The sequence below is a fragment of the Salinicoccus siamensis genome (assembly GCF_055391965.1).
On the sequence record NZ_AP043765.1, the window covers coordinates 372,785 to 388,812 of the forward strand.

The following is a 16,028-nucleotide window of genomic DNA, read 5'->3' on the forward strand; positions in this document are numbered from 1 at the left end:
GCGACCGTGGCGGGACCTGATTGGTTACCAAGGAAAGGGTCATGTGGTAAAATGAAGGGAATAATCAAGGAGCGAAGGAGTTTTAATGTGAAAAGTACAAAGAGCCATCTAAAGTCGTACAATATGAATGATCTGAAGCGTCTTGCGCGTACCATTTCAGTGAAAAACTTCTCGAAATATAAAAAGGATGATCTGATTGATGCCATAATCGAGCGTCAACATACTACAGAAGCGGCAGGGTACGCGTATAAATACATCGATGACCATTCTTTTGAAGCCTGGAAGAACACGGGAGGCCGTGGGCCTACCGAGTCGCGATATAATTTGGAAGAACTGTTCGGGCTGTATATATTGGGCTATGCCTTTGAAGATTCTGAACAGGAGGATAAGTTCTTTATTGCAGAAGGAATACCGGAGCTGTTCGCTACGGTAGATAATGAAGTGAATAGGGAAGCGCGGCTTAGAGTCCAACGTAAATTGAAGCTTATAAGAGCTGCTCTTCATCTTTACGGTATTGTGAGTTTCAGTCAGCTCCAACACCTATTCAAAAAATATTATGATATGGAAATGACTTCAGCGGAACTGGTGAGCTTCCTTGGAGAATCACCTTATGATATTTCAATTGATGAAGATAATGAACAGATCATCATTGATGACATGAATTATGCACAGTATGAAATGGTCAAAAAACTCCAGGGAAATCTACCTTACTACGAGCCGGAATTCGGCAAATTCATCAAGTTCAGCGATCCCAACTATATCGATGAATCGAAAGCCCATCGTGCACTCAAAGAGTGGGTGAAGGATAATGTCGATGTACCGAGGGACAAACATTACAGTGTATATATATCACTGCTTCAGCTGATTATGCAGGGGTCTAAGAAAGATGATATCCTCCAATACTTGATGACCTTGAATGTCGAGTTGCAGAATGCTGGCAGCCAACGCGAATTGATGGATATGATGGCTGAGATCGTTGAAAACACACGCCACTTCAAATATCGTGGCCACAAGGAGTCGGAATTGAACTCCCAGACAGTCGTCAAGGAAGTCAAAGTGGGTCGGAATGACCCTTGTCCATGCGGCAGCGGGCGTAAATATAAGAAATGCTGCGGCAGATGAAGGTCCGGTATTTAGCGGACCTTTTTCTACACAGTCAAATAATTGAATATTCAAAACAAGGGGATTTTAGATGAATCATTATAGTTATCCGTATAAAAACTCGAGATACAGCACATATGCAAAGAATGGCATGGTGGCCACCACTCACCCATTGGCGACGGATGCGGGGATTGAAGTGATGAAGCAAGGGGGTAATGCAATGGATGCGGCAATTGCTACAGCAGCGACATTGACTGTAGTAGAGCCGACGAGTAACGGCATAGGCGGAGACGCATTCATGATTGCATGGATGGATGAGAAGTTGTACGGCATGAATGCCAGCGGCCGCTCCCCGAAAAGGTTGGAGATGGCGGAAGTCAAGGCAAGGGGGTTTGATGCACTACCCAAGTTCGGTTGGTTACCGGTAACAGTACCAGGAGTGCCGAAGGCTTGGGCCGCACTTATCCGTGATTTCGGCAATCTGACTTTGAAGGAAGTGCTCGCACCAGCAATACGTGCTGCTCGTGACGGTTTCGTCATCACACCGGTAGTGGCCAGATACTGGCAGGCGGCTTATCAGACCTACATTCGGGAAGTGGATAACCACGAAGAATTGAAACCATGGCTCGAGACTTTTGGCACTGCGTCAGCTGGCATCATCAAAACTTTGCCGGAGCATGCGCAGACATTGGAAGATATTGCCGCTACTGAGGCGGAAAGCGTCTATACGGGAGAACTCGCAGAAAGAATCGTCCAATTCAGTAATGAGACGGGCGGTCTAATCGAACATGACGACCTGGCTGAATTCGAAGTGGAATATGTCCAGCCTGCAAGCATGGCTTATAAAGGTCATGTTATCCATGAACTTCCCCCGAACGGTCAGGGCATCACAGCATTGATGGCCCTTGGCATGCTCAAGGATGATGACCACCCTGCTTTAGATGAGCGCACTTTTCATCATCAGATTGAAGCGATAAAATTGGCATTCGCCGATACGACCAAACATGTAGCGGATGCCGATAACATGCGCATCAAGGTTTCCCAACTGCTGGATCAGCAATATCTTCAGGATCGTCGAAGCCATATTACAGAAATGGCAGAGGAACGGGAACATGGGGACCTGCCTGAGGGAGGGACCGTCTACCTTGCCACAGCAGACGGTGAAGGTAATATGGTGTCCTATATCCAAAGCAACTATATGGGCTTTGGTTCAGGTGTAGTGGTTCCCGGTACCGGGCTCGCCATGCAGAATAGGGGGCATAACTTTTCCATGGATCCGGAACACGCTAATTTCATAGGTGGCGGCAAAAGGACTTTCCATACGATTATACCGGGTTTCATCACCAGGGAGGGAAAGGCGGTTGGTCCATTTGGCATAATGGGTGGCTTCATGCAGCCGCAGGCCCATCTACAGGTGGCGATGAATCTGATCGACTACGGCATGAATCCCCAGAGCGCCCTCGATGCGCCAAGATGGCAATTCAAAGCAGGGCTCGAAGTTGAAGTTGAAGACCGTTTCGACACAGATATCGCCCGCAGTCTGATCAGGCGGGGGCACCGTATCAAAGTGAATCTTGAACCCAATAGTTTCGGTCGTGGGCAGGTGATCTTAAAGAACTCTGATGGGGTGCTTATCGGAGGAACTGAGTCGCGTACGGATGGGGCCATTTCATCTTATTAGTTGAAGGGACCCTGGAAGTCATCTGATATATTAAAGCAGGCCCCCTGGGCCTGCTTTAATATAAATCTAGAATTGTTTATTGAAAAAAGGTCTGCCGATGGAGTTCTTGTCGAAGTAACGGTTGTATGAGACATTTCTATAATCGCTTACCAGTACTTTGATATCCTCTCCGAGCGCCTCATCTGGTACGAATGCATCTCCTATATATGCACCGCTTGAGGTGATGCCAGTCACACCTTTCTGATAAAGCAGTACCAGCATATAGTAGTAGGGTGTTGTCTTATATTGGCCGTCTGCCAGCAGTTTCGGTACGAGGAACATGGGACTCAATAAATCTGCATCACTGGTGTCGCCCCTATCATGGTTCTGATAGATGAAGTAGGGGGCCTGGTTAGTATGCCCCTGTAATTGCGCTCCCTTCCCCCTGAGGAAACTAGGCGCATGATCTCCATAAAATATCAGGTTTACATCGTACTTCTTGTCTTCCATATCGGCGATCAGCTTCTCGATTGCAGAATCGGTTTTCACCAGCTGCCTGAAATATGATTTTGCATATTCTATATAGTCACCATACTTGCTTGCAGTAGGCTCCTCGGAGAGTATGCCAGGCTTTAGAACCGGCTCATAGGTGATATCTTCGAGAACCCCGGGTGAATAGGGCGAATGATTCTGCATGGACATGACATTCAACATACGGTAATCATCCATCTTCTTGTCCACCAGGTCCGTAAGATAGCGATCGCTTGCCCTCCCTGTTCCTTTAAGCTTCTCCAAGTCGCTCATATCCTCTTGGCTGAACAGCTTGGAAACTCCCATCTTGTCGTACACATCAACTCTGTTGTAGAGACTGTAGGTATAGGGGTGGATCACGGCATTCTGTTCGACCAGTGTAAGTATAGATGAACTGCCACTGGATTTTTCGAAGTACTCGATGTAGGGCGAAGTGACTGTAGGCTGCTGATGGAGTTCAAGCGACATGCTGGTCAGTATCTCAAATTCTATATTTGCTGTTCCTCAAGCTTTTTGATGAATGGTGCAGGCATCTTGTTCTGTATCAGAACCTCATTCTGCCAAAAGCTTTCGCTGAGATAAATGATGGTATGTTCGTCGGTGATATCATTTTTTCTGGCATCGTTATATTCAGCGGATTCTTTTTTATACTTTTCTGAAATGGCGTCGATATTCGACCTGGAATAATCATCTGGAGGTTCCATGAAGTTCCTCGAAATATTGATCAGAAAATTTGGGACGAAGCCTACCCTTTTAATCTCTTTAATCGGATTGAAGATATATGAATCCTTCTCTTCAATCCCGAAATATTCATAGGAATATTTTTCAGTGTCCGTATAGAAGATCACTGAAGCAATTATGATTCCCACCAAAGCTGTAATTCGAATGATCCTGAATCTGGATAGCCCCAATTTTCTATATAACTTACTTTCCAGATAAAATAAAAAGAATGATGCCAACAGAAGAACGGTGACAAGAACAAACAGCATCTTCAGGTCGACTATATTCGAAAGTTCCCTGATGTTGATGACTTCTTTGATTTCGTTATAGTTGACCACTTCGCCGCGTTGTTCGAATTTCAACTTATTGGCATAATAAAAAAGAAATAGTGACAGATTGGAGATCAATAATGTGGTCAACGGTTTACCGATCAGGCTGTAGACCAGCAATATGAAAAGGAATATGATGGATATCCCCTGAAAAGTGTGTTCATTGATTTCTTCAACCGGCACAGCCTTTCCATCATATAAAATTGTGGGGAAGGCCTGAATCCAGTATCTGCTGTTGAGCAAGAATACTGCTAACAGGCCTAGAAGGAATGCTGAATTTTTTACTAGTCTCATAATTACTTCCTTATATTGAATTTAATCCGGGATGAAAAGTTAAAAGAGTCTCAAACTCCCCTTGAAGGGGGAATTGAAAGTAAATGACTATACTTTTAGTTGCCGCATAATAGTATATAATCTAAAGCAAATAAGCATCCAAGTCAATAATTCTTAATAATTTGAATAGTTAGACATAAGGGGGGCGTATAATGCACTTTAAAATATTCTGGGTGTTTTTTAAAGTCGGAATGCTTGGGTATGGTGGTGGCCCGTCGTCCATCCCGCTTGTCCATAAAGAAGTGGTCGATACACACGAATGGATGACGGACGAAACGTTTCAGGATGCCCTGGCCATAGGTAACGTCCTGCCTGGTCCCATCGCCACCAAACTAGGAGGGTACATCGGTTACCTGCAAAAAGGGTGGCTCGGCATGGCCAATGCCGTATTGGCCACAATTCTGCCGACCATCATATTGATGATTGTACTATTGAAGCTGTTTACGGAATTTAAGGACCTCGAGTGGGTACAAGGCATGAGCAACGGGGTGATGCCGATCGTAGGTGTCATGCTGTTTGTGTTGACGTATGAATTTCTGGCCAAGGCAAAGGCGAAAACGACGTGGCACTTCCTCCTCCTGTTTACAGCTCTCGCATTCTTCATGTTGGTGGTGGTAGGAATTCATCCTGCCCTGATTATTCTGCTCATTGTTGTTTTCAGCCTGTTCAGAAGGGAGGGGAGAGTATGATCTATATACATATATTCCTGGCTTTCTTCATCCCCGGAGTTCTAGGTTATGGGGGTGGTCCCGCTTCCATTCCATTGGTGGAGCAGGAAGTCGTACAGAATTATGAGTGGATGGATTCCCGTGAATTTGCCGAGGTTCTGGCACTTGGCAATGCCTTACCCGGCCCGATTGCGACCAAAATGGCCGGCTTTATAGGTTATGAAGTTGGAGGGCTGGGGGGATCGGTTGTTGCAGTTGCTGCTACGGTCTTGCCTTCACTATTGCTGATGATTTTTCTCGCGGGACTGCTCTACAGATTGAAAGGCACACAGAAATTCGAAACTCTGACCACACTGATTCGACCGGTGATTGCAATCCTTCTTGGGTGGATAGCATACGAATTCATCTTCAATGCATATGATGCCTCCGGAACTGTACACACAGCGTTTCTGGTTGCTGCCAGTTTCCTGCTATTGATGAAATTTAAAGTCCATCCCGCACTTGTAATCATTTTTGGCTTGGTTTATGGTGCGCTTCTGTTGTGATATGTAGGAGGATAAAAAGCCAAAAACAGGCTATCCTATTTTTGGCTTTTTTTGAACTTATTCAGCATGGCATCAAGGAAAGTACGGACGCCGTCCACGCCCATCAGCAGTAACATAGAAATATAGAGTACAGCCATCAGTGCGAACGCAAGCATCAGGCTGACGTCACTTCCGACGACAGGATTGATAAGGGCCAAAAATCCATAAGATGACGCAGCAGCAAAAAGTGCAGCGGCTGTGATCCGTAACGCAGTCGGTATAAGATGTGTCAGATTAAGCCGACCGAGTTTTCTGCGGAGGCTCCGTGTCAGTAGCAGAACGGTCGTCAGTGCAGAAAGACTGGTCGCAAGAGCTAGACCACCTATCCCGAGAATCGCTGCCAGCAGGAAGTTCAGGGCAATATTGATGCTCACCCCGATTGTGCTGTTGAGCATAGGTGTTTTTGTATCCTGCAGTGCATAGAAGGTCCGGGTTAAAATCAAATTGACACCTGTACCGGCAAGACCAAGTGAGTAGAAGAAGAACGCTGAAGTCGTCAATGTTACGGCGGTTTCATCGAAGGCACCGCGGTCGAACAGGAAACGGACAATAGGCTCTGCGAATATCATCGCACCGATTGTGGCAGGAATTATTAGGATCAGCACACCCAGTATGGTCTGGTTCAAAGTGTGCTTTAGCCCCGGCATGTCTCCTCGGGCTGCCTTTTTGGATATGTCTGGATAAAACACTGTAACGAATGAGGAGACGAAGATACCGAGGAAGGATACATTCAAAGTGCTGGCATAGTTAATTGAGGAAATTCCACCTATGGAAATCCAGGATGCAAGTGAACGATTAATCAGACGGTTCAATTGACTCACACCGGAACCAAGGATGACCGGGAAAGCCAATACAGCCATTTCTTTTATATGTTCATCCCTTGGATGCAACACCCGCTGGAAGCGGAAAGAATATCTATAGGCAAAGAACACGATGATCAGGAACTGGATAAATAGTGCGACTACATTAGCCACGGCTAGAATGTAGATCAGTTCTAACCTGCTGCTCAGGATTATGGCCACAATCAGCACCAGATTCATGGGAATGCCTATCAAGGAAGGGACAGCAAACATCTTTTTATAATTCAGGTAGGCACTTAGAATCCGGGTGATGAGTGTAAAGTAGATGCCGAATATGCTGAAGCGGGTGAACATTACTGCAAGTGCCAATGTTTCTCCCTGGAATCAGATTGCGAATACCTTAACGAGCTGTTCAGTAAAAATAAGAGCGAGTATGACGATGAATGTAGTGGAAATCAGCAATATATTAATTAGATTGTTGATATATTCGAGCCCCGCCTTGTCGCCGGACTGCTCTGTTATCCGTGAATAGAGCGGTATGTAGCCGGTCGAAATGCCTGCTGCCACCACACCAAAAACGACAGTTGGGATACTGATCGATAATAGGAAGACATCACTGGTTTCGTTTGCTCCGTAGAAATAGGCAAGTGTCAAATCCCTTAAGAACCCAGAGACTTTTGAAACGACGGTCAGCACCATCAACAGAAAGATGGCTTTTCTCATATGGCCACGCTGTGTGGATTCTGTATCAATCCATGATTTGCATACATAATGTTCATAAAAAAACTCCTATTGATCCATACTTCCAAATAGTAAAAGCATACAATATGTATTTTAGCAGAAAATGGATGGCGGGTTTAGAGCCATAGGCCACGGAGATATGAATTATCGGTTTGGCTCGAGTTTGAATCCGCAATCCGATGTGTGCAGTTTTAAGGCATAGAAAAGGTCTGGAAACGTCATTCCAGACCTTTTCTATGTCACTATATGCTGTATCTTTTGCCTGATCAGCCGTGGTGTCTCTTCAATGATGTCCTCAATTTTGCAGGAGCCATCGCACAATGGATGGACAGAAGCGAAAGCCCTAGTATCAGCATCGGTTATCTGACCGGAGATGAGGTGGCACGGCTTTTGATGGCGATCAGCGAGTTGTGCCACAGTCGCAGGGACTTTTCCGTGCACTGAAGAAGCATCGGTTTTGCCTTCACCTGTAATTACCATATCGGCTTTCATTATTGCATCCTCCAAGTGGATCATCTCAGCAACCAGAATGCCTCCCGGTTTCATTTCTGCCCCGAGATTCATCAGCATCCATCCAAGTCCACCAGCTGCACCTGCACCACAGCAGTCACTGAAGTCATCTTGGAAAACATCTGATGTTTTGTCAAAGAGGTGTGAGAGCAGTGACTCGAAGAAAGCGAATTCCGATTCCTGCACGCCTTTTTGGGGTCCGAACGCACGGGTAGCTCCTCGGACTCCGAACAATGGATGGGTGACATCGGATGCGATGGTTAACTTTACACCTTCCAGGGGCTGGAGTGATTTCAGGCTGATTTCGTCAACATGTTCTATGTCATGAGTGAACACGCCAACTGGCATGCCGCTTGTATCCACTGCGGCGCCTCCTAGAGCGAGCAGCATCCCGTAGCCGCCATCGTCTGTTGCAGAACCACCCAAACCCAGTATGATGTGTTGTGCCCCACCATCAACCGCGTCCAAAATCAGTTCGCCGATGCCGAATGACGTCCGATCGCCTGGGTGTGAACTGCCGACCAGATGAAGGCCACACGCCTCGGCCGTTTCAATTACTGCAGCCTGTCCATTGCGGCAGTAGGAGGCTTCGACTGTCTGACCTTCCGGCCCTGTCACATTGATGGTGACCTCCTCATAATCCTCATTCCGAAAACATGTAAGGAGGCCATCTCCACCGTCACTCATCGGTTTCAAAATGCTGTGATGGCCCAAATCCGTGAGGGCCTCTCCCATGGTTGCTGCAATCTCATATTGATTGAACGTCCCTTTATAGGAATCTGGTGCTACAACAATATTCATGATATCTACCCCAAGGTAATTCCGTAATGGTCAAGGACATGGTGCGGTACAAAGAAGCGGGCAGTCTTCAAAGGATCGACTACCTGATTGATCTGCGCCTCACCGACCAGACTCATGAGCATGGTCATTTCAGACAGACTCAAGTCTGTGTGGGGGCGGAGTAATGCAATCATTTCCTTGACGGATTCGTCGACTGCGGTGTCGAGACTTTCGCTCGATACTGTCATGTATACACCATCCGCATCGACGACGATCGGATGGCGCGTTTTTATATTGTGTGCTTTATCGAGGGTCACTGTGATCGATGCTCCCGTCTCAAGTCCACTTACGCTCACTTCACCATCCCCCATCTTGGCGTGGACATCTCCAAGGCCAAACAAGGCCCCCTCGTGTGCAACAGGTAGATAGAGGGTGGCCCCAGTCGTGATCTTCTTACTGTCCATATTGCCGCCGTGTCGGCCCGGTGTCCCATTATTTACTGCTTCTCCCTCTGGTGCCACTCCGATGACGCCGATCATCGGGTTTAGGGGAAGAGACAGGCCATTGAACGAAACAGTACCTTCCGATGTATCAATATCGAACATTTTGGCCTCCATCTTCTCCATATCATCCCCCATGACGCCAAGCCCAGGGCCTGTCAACATGACCCCTTTTGGTTCAAGGGTGATGTCTTCAATTGTGACTTTGAGCACATCTCCGGCTTGGATGCCATCTATATGGATAGGGCCCGTCGCAGGATTGATGCGGTCCCAGTCCAACTGGTCCAACACGGTATCACTGGAAGTGATCTGTCCGAGGAAGCAATCGTTTGTCTCAATCGTTATCGTATCCCCAGCATCAACCCTTAAAGCAGCTGGATTATCTTTTGACATCGCATAAAATAAGTTTGATTTATGCAATGAATGTTTCATGATCATTCTCCATTCTAATATGCTCTTTTATACTGCACAGGGATGAAGGCGTCATCCTCTGCATTTTTGGACTGGGAAGCGTTGAGCACCCAATAAGGATCGCGCAGCAGTCCACGGCCGATGGCGACGAGATCTGCAGATTCCGATGCGATGGCGTGCTCAGCCAGATTGACATCATCGAGAAGACCGACTGCTATGACAGGGACTGAAGCAGCTTCTTTCACCGCTCTGGCATACTCGACAAGGTAGCCGGGGAAGGCCCCATTGAAACGCTCTGGTGAAGGCTTACCTTCTCCTCCAGCTGAGACATCGATCATATCAACCCCAGCTGCCGCATACTCGAGCGCCAGGTGGGACCCGTGGTCGATGTCGTAACCACCATCTGCATACTCGACAGCTGAGAGTCGTAGCATGAGCGGCATCCCTTCAGGCATGACAGATTTGACTGCTTCAATGACCCTGCGTCCAAATAGGCTGAAATCTTCACCATATTCATCGGAGCGCTTGTTGGTGAGTGGAGATTGGAATTGATGGATGAGATAACCGTGGGCAGCGTGAAGTTCGATGGTGTCAAATCCAGCCTCAACTGCACGTTGGGTCCCCCATTTGAATGCATCGATAATCTCTTCCGTCTCTTCTGCCGTCAGTTCATGTGGCTGATGGAAGTCCGGGCTATATGCTTCATCCGTACTTGAAACTGGAGTCTCCGTATCCTGAGCCTTGCGCCCTGCGTGAGCGAGTTGGATGCCCACCTTTGCCCCGTGGCGATGGCAAGCGTCGACGATTCGTTTGTAGTGGGGCACATGACCGTCGGACCAGATACCTAGACAATGGTCGGTAATGCGACCCCGTGCTTCGACATTGGTCATCTCCAACATGATCAGACCAGTGCCGCCGACCGCCCGCGAGGTGTAGTGCGTGAAGTGCCACTCGTCAGGTATGCCGTCAGTCGCGCTGTATTGGCACATGGGGGCCATTACGACCCTGTTCTTTGTCGTTAAAGCCTTCAGTGTGTAGGGTTCAAAAAGTGATTTCATCCAATTCCTCCTCAGTGGTTAACTCCATTGTATTAAATTTAGAGAAAATTTCAAATATAAAGAGGTTTTGAATTTAGCAGTTTTGAATAATGCTATATTTAATGACAACTGTAATAATTCCACTGGGTTAGAAGGATATTTCAAAACGCATATCAATGTGGTGTTCAGAATTGTACTGATAGCAAGCGCATTGCTTCTGACCGCACCGGAAACATATACTAACCTCATCGGTGTAGCAGCTGCAGTGATCATATTGGTGATGAATCGCATCAAATGGAAACGGGAAAGGCACACGGCATCATAGATTACAAAAACAGGCCCTTTAAGGGCCTGTTTTATTTTCCTTCGTTTTTAAACTGGATGATTCTCTTTTCGATGTCGTTCCTTACTTGGCGGAATGCTGAATATATTTCTTCTTCACTGCCTTTGGCTTTGGCTGGGTCTTCAAACCCCCAATGCAGGTGAATGACGTCCGATGGCGTGACAGGACAATTATCGCGGGCATCCCCACAAAGGGTGATTGCATAATCTGCATGGTTCAGAATTTCAGGGTCTATGATGCTTGACTGCTGACCAGTGATATCAACGCCGGCGTCTCTCATGATGCTTACCGCCCTTGGATTCATTCCATGGGCTTCGATGCCTGCTGAATGAATCTCATATTCATCGCCTAAATATTTGTGGGCAAAGCCCTCTGCAATCTGACTTCTACATGAATTTCCGGTACATAAAAAATAAATGATGGGTTTTTGCATGGTGACACTCCTTTAGTTTATGAGATGATGAGCAGCCATAGGTATAGGCCGGATAAAGTTATGAATAGAACGGGAAGCGTCAGGATGATGCCGATTTTGAAATAGTATCCCCAGGAAATATTAACCCCTTTCTTTTTGAGCACATGCAACCACAGTAGTGTAGCGAGCGATCCGATCGGTGTAATCTTCGGACCAAGATCAGAGCCGATGACATTGGCGTATACCAGACCTTCCTTAATGGAACCTTGGGCGCCTGATGCAGTTATGGCCAGGGCATCGATCATGACGGTCGGCATATTATTCATGACCGATGACAGTATTGCAGCTGTGAAGCCCATGACCATTGTGGCGGCAAATAACCCATGTTCTCCGGCTGTAGCTAGAAAACGGCCGAGTAGGGCAGTCAGCCCTGCATTTTGCAGACCATATACGACAACATACATGCCGAGGGAGAAAAGGACGATATCCCAAGGTGCACCCTTTACCACATCTCTAACGGGCACAGCGGGACTGTTTCTTCCCATCATCACAAAAAAGAATGCTATGAGCCCGGCAATGATAGAAACAGGGATGTCAAACGGCTCACTCAGGAAATATCCGATGAGCAGCAAGGCGAGTACCACCCACGACCAGGCGAACATTCTCTGGTCACGGATGGCTGCAGAAGGGCGCTTCAACTCAGATACTCCGTAATTGGACGGTAGGTCTTTTCTGAAAAAGAGCCACAGTACAAGAATGCTTGCCAGGATAGAGAACAGATTGGGAATAAGCATCCTTGAAGCGTATTCGATGAACCCGATGCCAAAGAAGTCTGCCGAGACGATATTCACCAAGTTACTGACGACGAATGGCAGGGAGGCGGTATCGGCGATGAATCCGCTTGCCATGATGAACGGCATGATCATCTTCTCCGTGAAATTGAGGTTCCTGACCATCGCCAGAACGATCGGTGTCAGAATCAGGGCGGCTCCATCATTGGCAAACAATGCAGCCACTATCGCGCCCAGCAGGACGATGTAGATGAACAGCTTCAATCCACTGCCTTTGGCAAAACGTGCCATATGTAGTGCAGACCATTCAAAAAATCCGATTTCATCGAGTACCAATGAAATCAGTATGACAGCGACGAAAGTCAGCGTCGCATTCCAGACTATGCCCCACACGGTTCCGACATCCCCAAAGCTTACGACGCCGAAGAGCAAGGCTGCAACTGCTCCAGCAACCGCCGACCAGCCGATGCCGAGACCTTTAGGCTGACGGATGACAAGAAACAACGTGATGAGGAAGATCAGGACTGCAATTACAGAATTCACCATCAGCAGCATGCCTCCCTTGTGCATGAAGCGAGCAGACGGTCGGCATGTGCATCAAGGCCAGGTGTCGTCGCCAATAATTTTGATAGCATTTCCATGAATGGACTATCAGGGTTCAAGGAAAGATGGGTCCAATACCCATCTTTCCGTTCCGTAATCAAGCCGAGTGTCCGCAACCTTTTCAGATGCTGGCTTACAGCAGGTTGGCTCATATTGAAGCATTCTGTGAAATCACAGACGCAACATTCCTTCTTATACATCATCGCAACCATCGATAATCGTGAATGATCGCCCAGAACTTTGAAAAGTTCCGCAACATTATTAATATCAACTGTCGTTTCCATTGGATCGCACCTCAATCATATAAGTTTTTTATTATGTAATGGGTTGAATTATATAAGATTATGGTTATATGTTCAACAATGATCTTAAAATGAAGTATATCGGTGGATTTTCATTTTCATTACTTTTATCATGATATATAGAATGACAATTCAGAAAAGTCAGGAGGCGTTAAAGGATGCAATCAAATATTTATGGCAACACCCCTCCGATGTTGGGGGCGAAAAATCTTACAAAGACTGACGAATACGATACGGATGTACTGATCTACGGTGTACCGTGGGAAGGGGCCTGTACTTGGGGAGACTACACGGGGTGCGAACTGGGGCCGAAGCAGATCAGATTGTCCTCTGCGCGGTACAGCACTTACTTGCCCGAGCTGGATCACATTAATGTGGAAGACCATTTGAGCCTTGGGGATGTTGGTGACGTCAGCGTCATACCGCATGATGTGCCGGGCACCATGGACCGCATTGAAGCATTCGCCGAAAACCTGTGGCGCTCAGGTAAGTTCCTGGTAGGTCTCGGTGGCGACCACGGCATCACATATCCTGTCGTCAAAGCATTGACCAACACCGGCAAAAAGGTGGGGATCATCCATCTGGACTCACACTATGATAATATGCCTCACTATGAAGGAGACAGGTTTGCCAGGAGTACACCATTCATGCGCCTTTACGAGACTGACGGAGTCAGGAATGAGAGTCTTATACATGCAGGCATCAAGGGTCCGAGAAATAAACCGGAGACAGGGGCCTATGCTCAGGAAGCGGGAGCCGTGACGCTGACAATCAATGACATCAAGGGGGCACATGACCTGAAAGCCTATGCGAATGAAATATATGATATGGCAGCACAGGAGGTGGATGTCGTCTATTTGACGATCTGCAGCGACGTATTGGACTTTGCCTTCAACCCAGGAGGTCCCGTCGATGGCAATGGGCTCACATCCCATGAGCTGGTGACGATGATCTATGAATTCGGCAAACGGGGATTATGTGGAATGGATTTTGTCGAAGTGTACCCTCAGCAGGACGCGAACCAGAACTCAGCGCACTTTGTATCAACAGCGGTTTTATATGTGCTGGCGGGCCATGTACACGGTGGACATGTTAAATAGATGAACGGGCGATGGGAGACTGTCTTCTGTATCCGAAGGGGTGGAAGCATTGAATGGACAGAAAATGATTGAAAAGCTGAAAGTGATCGGGCCAGGTGCAATCATCACGGCTTCGTTCATCGGTCCGGGTACCGTGACGACAGCCACACGTGCAGGTGCAGGATTTGGATTCGCCCTCCTGTGGGCAGTAATTTTTGCGATTCTGGCGACAATCGTCCTCCAGGAAATGGTCGCAAGGATCGGTATGGTGACAGGCGAGGGACTAGGGGAAAACATACGCGGGTTATTCGATAATGTCATATTGAAATTCGCTGCAGTCTGGCTGGTCATGATTGCGGTGTGCGTAGGGTGTGCTGCATACATCAGTGGCGACCTGCTCGGCACTTCCCTCGGTGTCTCCTATTTATTTGGAATACCGGAGAACTATGTGGCGCCGGTCATTGGCATCGTCATACTCACTCTTGGATTGAGTGGAAGCTATAAAATCATTGAAAAGGTGATGATTGGCCTAATCGTCCTAATGAGCATCACCTTCATCACGACTATGATAGTATCAGCATCTGATGTCGGCGCGATATTGAAGGGGGCTTTCGTCCCCGGTATACCAGAGGGATCGATCCTGATGATCATTGCGCTGATCGGCACGACGGTAGTACCGTACAATTTTTTCATACATGCCTCGACGGTCAGCGAAAAGTGGGACAGTGCGGATGGTTTGAACGCGTCCAGAATCGATACAATCCTTACCATCACCGTAGGTGGGTTCATCACTGCAGCAATACTTATTACTGCAGGCGCGCTGATTGAAGGTCAAGAAGTGACCAATGTCGTCGAATTGGCAGCGCCACTCGAGCCCCTGATGGGTGACCTTGCGCCATTTTTCATAAGTGTCGGGCTATTTTCGGCAGGGTTATCCTCAGCAATTGCCTCACCGATGGGGGCAGCGGTGACGGTGAGCAGCTTCATGCGTTGGAAGGGTGGTTTTGACAACAGGAAGTATAAGATTGTCTTTGCTTCTGTGATCAGTCTCGGTATCGTGACTTCAGCCATCGGCTTCGAACCTCTGGAGGTGCTGCTTTTCGCCCAGGCATTGAACGGGCTTATACTTCCAATCATTGCCGTGCTGATCATGATCATCATCAATAAAAAAGCAGTGATGAAAAAGCATGTCAACGCCTTATGGCTGAATGTCGTTGGCTGGGCTGTGACGGCAGTGGTTTCTTTTCTTGGGTTCTATAGTCTGATTGATGCGGTTACTTCTTTGATGTAAGCGCATGGCTGTCACTGGAAGATGAAATTGCTTATAATGATGGTTAACACATTGAAAGGGTGGGAATATGAAAGTTAATGCGAAATGGACAGGCGGAATGGCCTACAATTCTAAAGGTGACAGTTCCGGCTATGATGTCACAATGGATGCCAGCAGCAGTGTCGGCGGTAATGACAGTGGTCCGAGGCCAATGGAAATGGTGCTGCACGGTGTGGCCGGCTGCATGGGCATCGATCTTAATGTCATCATGAGGCACAGCATGGATAAGGTGGAAAGCATTGATATAGATATTGAAGCCGAGCGTGCCGAAACTGAACCGAAGCGATTCACTGATGTCACGATTATAGTCAGAATCAAAGGGGACGTCACTGAAAAGGTGGCGCAGCGTGCAGTGAATTTATCAGCCGATAAATACTGTTCAGCAATCAATTCATTGAATGCCACAGTTTCTACAAAACTCGAATTAAATGGGGAAATGAAATAAAGAGGAGGAGCGTCCGGA

Annotated in this window: 16 protein-coding genes and 1 pseudogene; 8 read left to right on the forward strand and 9 right to left on the reverse strand. The window is 47.3% G+C overall.

The window, feature by feature from the left end; translation table 11 throughout:
• The first annotated feature begins 87 nt into the window (after positions 1-87).
• Both ACZ5LF_RS01875 and ACZ5LF_RS01880 read left to right on the forward strand, forming a co-directional pair.
• Positions 88-1,122 (forward strand): Rho termination factor N-terminal domain-containing protein, encoded by a 1,035-nt coding sequence (locus tag ACZ5LF_RS01875; protein WP_380570376.1) that lies wholly within the window; start codon positions 88-90, stop codon positions 1,120-1,122.
• A gap of 70 nt (positions 1,123-1,192) precedes the next feature.
• On the forward strand, positions 1,193-2,782 hold the full coding sequence (locus ACZ5LF_RS01880; protein ID WP_380570377.1) for a gamma-glutamyltransferase family protein: 1,590 nt from the start codon (positions 1,193-1,195) through the stop codon (positions 2,780-2,782).
• Between the two features lie 66 nt (positions 2,783-2,848).
• Here ACZ5LF_RS01880 and ACZ5LF_RS01885 read toward each other — a convergent pair whose 3' ends face one another.
• Positions 2,849-3,760, reverse strand: a complete 912-nt coding sequence (locus ACZ5LF_RS01885) for a sulfatase-like hydrolase/transferase (protein WP_380570378.1) — start codon at positions 3,758-3,760, stop codon at positions 2,849-2,851.
• Between the two features lie 20 nt (positions 3,761-3,780).
• The gene (locus ACZ5LF_RS01890) at positions 3,781-4,635 is read right to left on the reverse strand and encodes a hypothetical protein (RefSeq protein WP_380570379.1); all 855 of its coding nucleotides are present in this window, start codon (positions 4,633-4,635) and stop codon (positions 3,781-3,783) included.
• Positions 4,636-4,826: 191 nt separating this feature from the next.
• On the opposite strand from ACZ5LF_RS01890, the gene ACZ5LF_RS01895 reads away from it, so the two are divergent.
• Both ACZ5LF_RS01895 and ACZ5LF_RS01900 read left to right on the forward strand, forming a co-directional pair.
• Positions 4,827-5,363 carry a chromate transporter gene (locus ACZ5LF_RS01895; RefSeq protein ID WP_380570380.1) on the forward strand — a complete coding sequence of 179 codons (537 nt, stop codon included), beginning with the start codon at positions 4,827-4,829 and terminating at the stop codon, positions 5,361-5,363.
• Positions 5,360-5,887, forward strand: coding sequence for a chromate transporter (locus ACZ5LF_RS01900; RefSeq protein ID WP_380570381.1), 528 nt, complete (start codon positions 5,360-5,362; stop codon positions 5,885-5,887). The genes ACZ5LF_RS01895 and ACZ5LF_RS01900 overlap by 4 nt, the downstream gene beginning before the upstream one ends.
• A gap of 35 nt (positions 5,888-5,922) precedes the next feature.
• On the opposite strand, the pseudogene murJ reads toward ACZ5LF_RS01900, so the two are convergent.
• The 4 genes and pseudogenes from murJ to ACZ5LF_RS01920 form a co-directional block, all read right to left on the reverse strand.
• Positions 5,923-7,449 (reverse strand): annotated as a pseudogene (gene murJ, locus ACZ5LF_RS01905) (murein biosynthesis integral membrane protein MurJ).
• A gap of 252 nt (positions 7,450-7,701) precedes the next feature.
• Positions 7,702-8,778: a glycerate kinase gene (locus ACZ5LF_RS01910; protein ID WP_380570382.1), complete on the reverse strand. Its 1,077-nt coding sequence runs from the start codon at positions 8,776-8,778 to the stop codon at positions 7,702-7,704.
• Between the two features lie 5 nt (positions 8,779-8,783).
• Positions 8,784-9,689, reverse strand: a complete 906-nt coding sequence (locus tag ACZ5LF_RS01915; protein WP_380570384.1) for an acetamidase/formamidase family protein — start codon at positions 9,687-9,689, stop codon at positions 8,784-8,786.
• A gap of 14 nt (positions 9,690-9,703) precedes the next feature.
• Positions 9,704-10,726, reverse strand: a complete 1,023-nt coding sequence (locus ACZ5LF_RS01920) for an NADH:flavin oxidoreductase/NADH oxidase (protein ID WP_380570385.1) — start codon at positions 10,724-10,726, stop codon at positions 9,704-9,706.
• An 82-nt stretch (positions 10,727-10,808) separates the two neighbouring features.
• Here ACZ5LF_RS01920 and ACZ5LF_RS01925 point away from each other — a divergent pair, with 82 nt between their 5' ends.
• Positions 10,809-11,030 carry a hypothetical protein gene (locus ACZ5LF_RS01925; protein ID WP_464759593.1) on the forward strand — a complete coding sequence of 74 codons (222 nt, stop codon included), beginning with the start codon at positions 10,809-10,811 and terminating at the stop codon, positions 11,028-11,030.
• A 31-nt stretch (positions 11,031-11,061) separates the two neighbouring features.
• Here ACZ5LF_RS01925 and arsC read toward each other — a convergent pair whose 3' ends face one another.
• Genes arsC through ACZ5LF_RS01940 form a run of 3 tightly spaced genes read right to left on the reverse strand, consistent with a single transcriptional unit; the run spans position 11,062 to position 13,138 of the window.
• Positions 11,062-11,481 carry an arsenate reductase (thioredoxin) gene (gene arsC / locus ACZ5LF_RS01930; protein ID WP_380570387.1) on the reverse strand — a complete coding sequence of 140 codons (420 nt, stop codon included), beginning with the start codon at positions 11,479-11,481 and terminating at the stop codon, positions 11,062-11,064.
• Positions 11,482-11,498: 17 nt separating this feature from the next.
• Positions 11,499-12,797 (reverse strand): arsenic transporter, encoded by a 1,299-nt coding sequence (locus ACZ5LF_RS01935; protein WP_380570388.1) that lies wholly within the window; start codon positions 12,795-12,797, stop codon positions 11,499-11,501.
• A complete protein-coding gene (locus tag ACZ5LF_RS01940; protein WP_380570389.1) occupies positions 12,797-13,138 on the reverse strand; it encodes an ArsR/SmtB family transcription factor in 342 nt (113 codons plus the stop codon). Before ACZ5LF_RS01940 ends, ACZ5LF_RS01935 begins: the two co-directional genes overlap by 1 nt.
• A gap of 176 nt (positions 13,139-13,314) precedes the next feature.
• Here ACZ5LF_RS01940 and ACZ5LF_RS01945 point away from each other — a divergent pair, with 176 nt between their 5' ends.
• The 3 genes from ACZ5LF_RS01945 (at position 13,315) to ACZ5LF_RS01955 (ending at position 16,010) form a co-directional block, all read left to right on the forward strand.
• Positions 13,315-14,256, forward strand: a complete 942-nt coding sequence (locus tag ACZ5LF_RS01945; protein ID WP_380570390.1) for an agmatinase family protein — start codon at positions 13,315-13,317, stop codon at positions 14,254-14,256.
• 64 nt (positions 14,257-14,320) lie between these two features.
• Entirely contained in the window at positions 14,321-15,526 is a 1,206-nt protein-coding gene (locus ACZ5LF_RS01950; RefSeq protein ID WP_380570443.1) for an Nramp family divalent metal transporter, read from the forward strand.
• Between the two features lie 67 nt (positions 15,527-15,593).
• Positions 15,594-16,010, forward strand: a complete 417-nt coding sequence (locus ACZ5LF_RS01955; protein ID WP_380570392.1) for an OsmC family protein — start codon at positions 15,594-15,596, stop codon at positions 16,008-16,010.
• Positions 16,011-16,028: the final 18 nt, after the last annotated feature.

What these genes read in the sequence shown, in the direction of transcription:
- ACZ5LF_RS01880 (WP_380570377.1), top strand. Translation starts at nt 1,193, where the DNA reads ATGAATCATTATAGTTATCCGTATAAAAACTCGAGATACAGCACATAT.
- ACZ5LF_RS01885 (WP_380570378.1), bottom strand. Translation starts at nt 3,760, where the DNA reads ATGTCGCTTGAACTCCATCAGCAGCCTACAGTCACTTCGCCCTACATC.
- ACZ5LF_RS01890 (WP_380570379.1), bottom strand. Translation starts at nt 4,635, where the DNA reads ATGAGACTAGTAAAAAATTCAGCATTCCTTCTAGGCCTGTTAGCAGTA.
- ACZ5LF_RS01895 (WP_380570380.1), top strand. Translation starts at nt 4,827, where the DNA reads ATGCACTTTAAAATATTCTGGGTGTTTTTTAAAGTCGGAATGCTTGGG.
- ACZ5LF_RS01900 (WP_380570381.1), top strand. Translation starts at nt 5,360, where the DNA reads ATGATCTATATACATATATTCCTGGCTTTCTTCATCCCCGGAGTTCTA.
- ACZ5LF_RS01910 (WP_380570382.1), bottom strand. Translation starts at nt 8,778, where the DNA reads ATGAATATTGTTGTAGCACCAGATTCCTATAAAGGGACGTTCAATCAA.
- ACZ5LF_RS01915 (WP_380570384.1), bottom strand. Translation starts at nt 9,689, where the DNA reads ATGAAACATTCATTGCATAAATCAAACTTATTTTATGCGATGTCAAAA.
- ACZ5LF_RS01920 (WP_380570385.1), bottom strand. Translation starts at nt 10,726, where the DNA reads ATGAAATCACTTTTTGAACCCTACACACTGAAGGCTTTAACGACAAAG.
- arsC (WP_380570387.1), bottom strand. Translation starts at nt 11,481, where the DNA reads ATGCAAAAACCCATCATTTATTTTTTATGTACCGGAAATTCATGTAGA.
- ACZ5LF_RS01935 (WP_380570388.1), bottom strand. Translation starts at nt 12,797, where the DNA reads ATGGTGAATTCTGTAATTGCAGTCCTGATCTTCCTCATCACGTTGTTT.
- ACZ5LF_RS01940 (WP_380570389.1), bottom strand. Translation starts at nt 13,138, where the DNA reads ATGGAAACGACAGTTGATATTAATAATGTTGCGGAACTTTTCAAAGTT.
- ACZ5LF_RS01945 (WP_380570390.1), top strand. Translation starts at nt 13,315, where the DNA reads ATGCAATCAAATATTTATGGCAACACCCCTCCGATGTTGGGGGCGAAA.
- ACZ5LF_RS01950 (WP_380570443.1), top strand. Translation starts at nt 14,321, where the DNA reads ATGATTGAAAAGCTGAAAGTGATCGGGCCAGGTGCAATCATCACGGCT.
- ACZ5LF_RS01955 (WP_380570392.1), top strand. Translation starts at nt 15,594, where the DNA reads ATGAAAGTTAATGCGAAATGGACAGGCGGAATGGCCTACAATTCTAAA.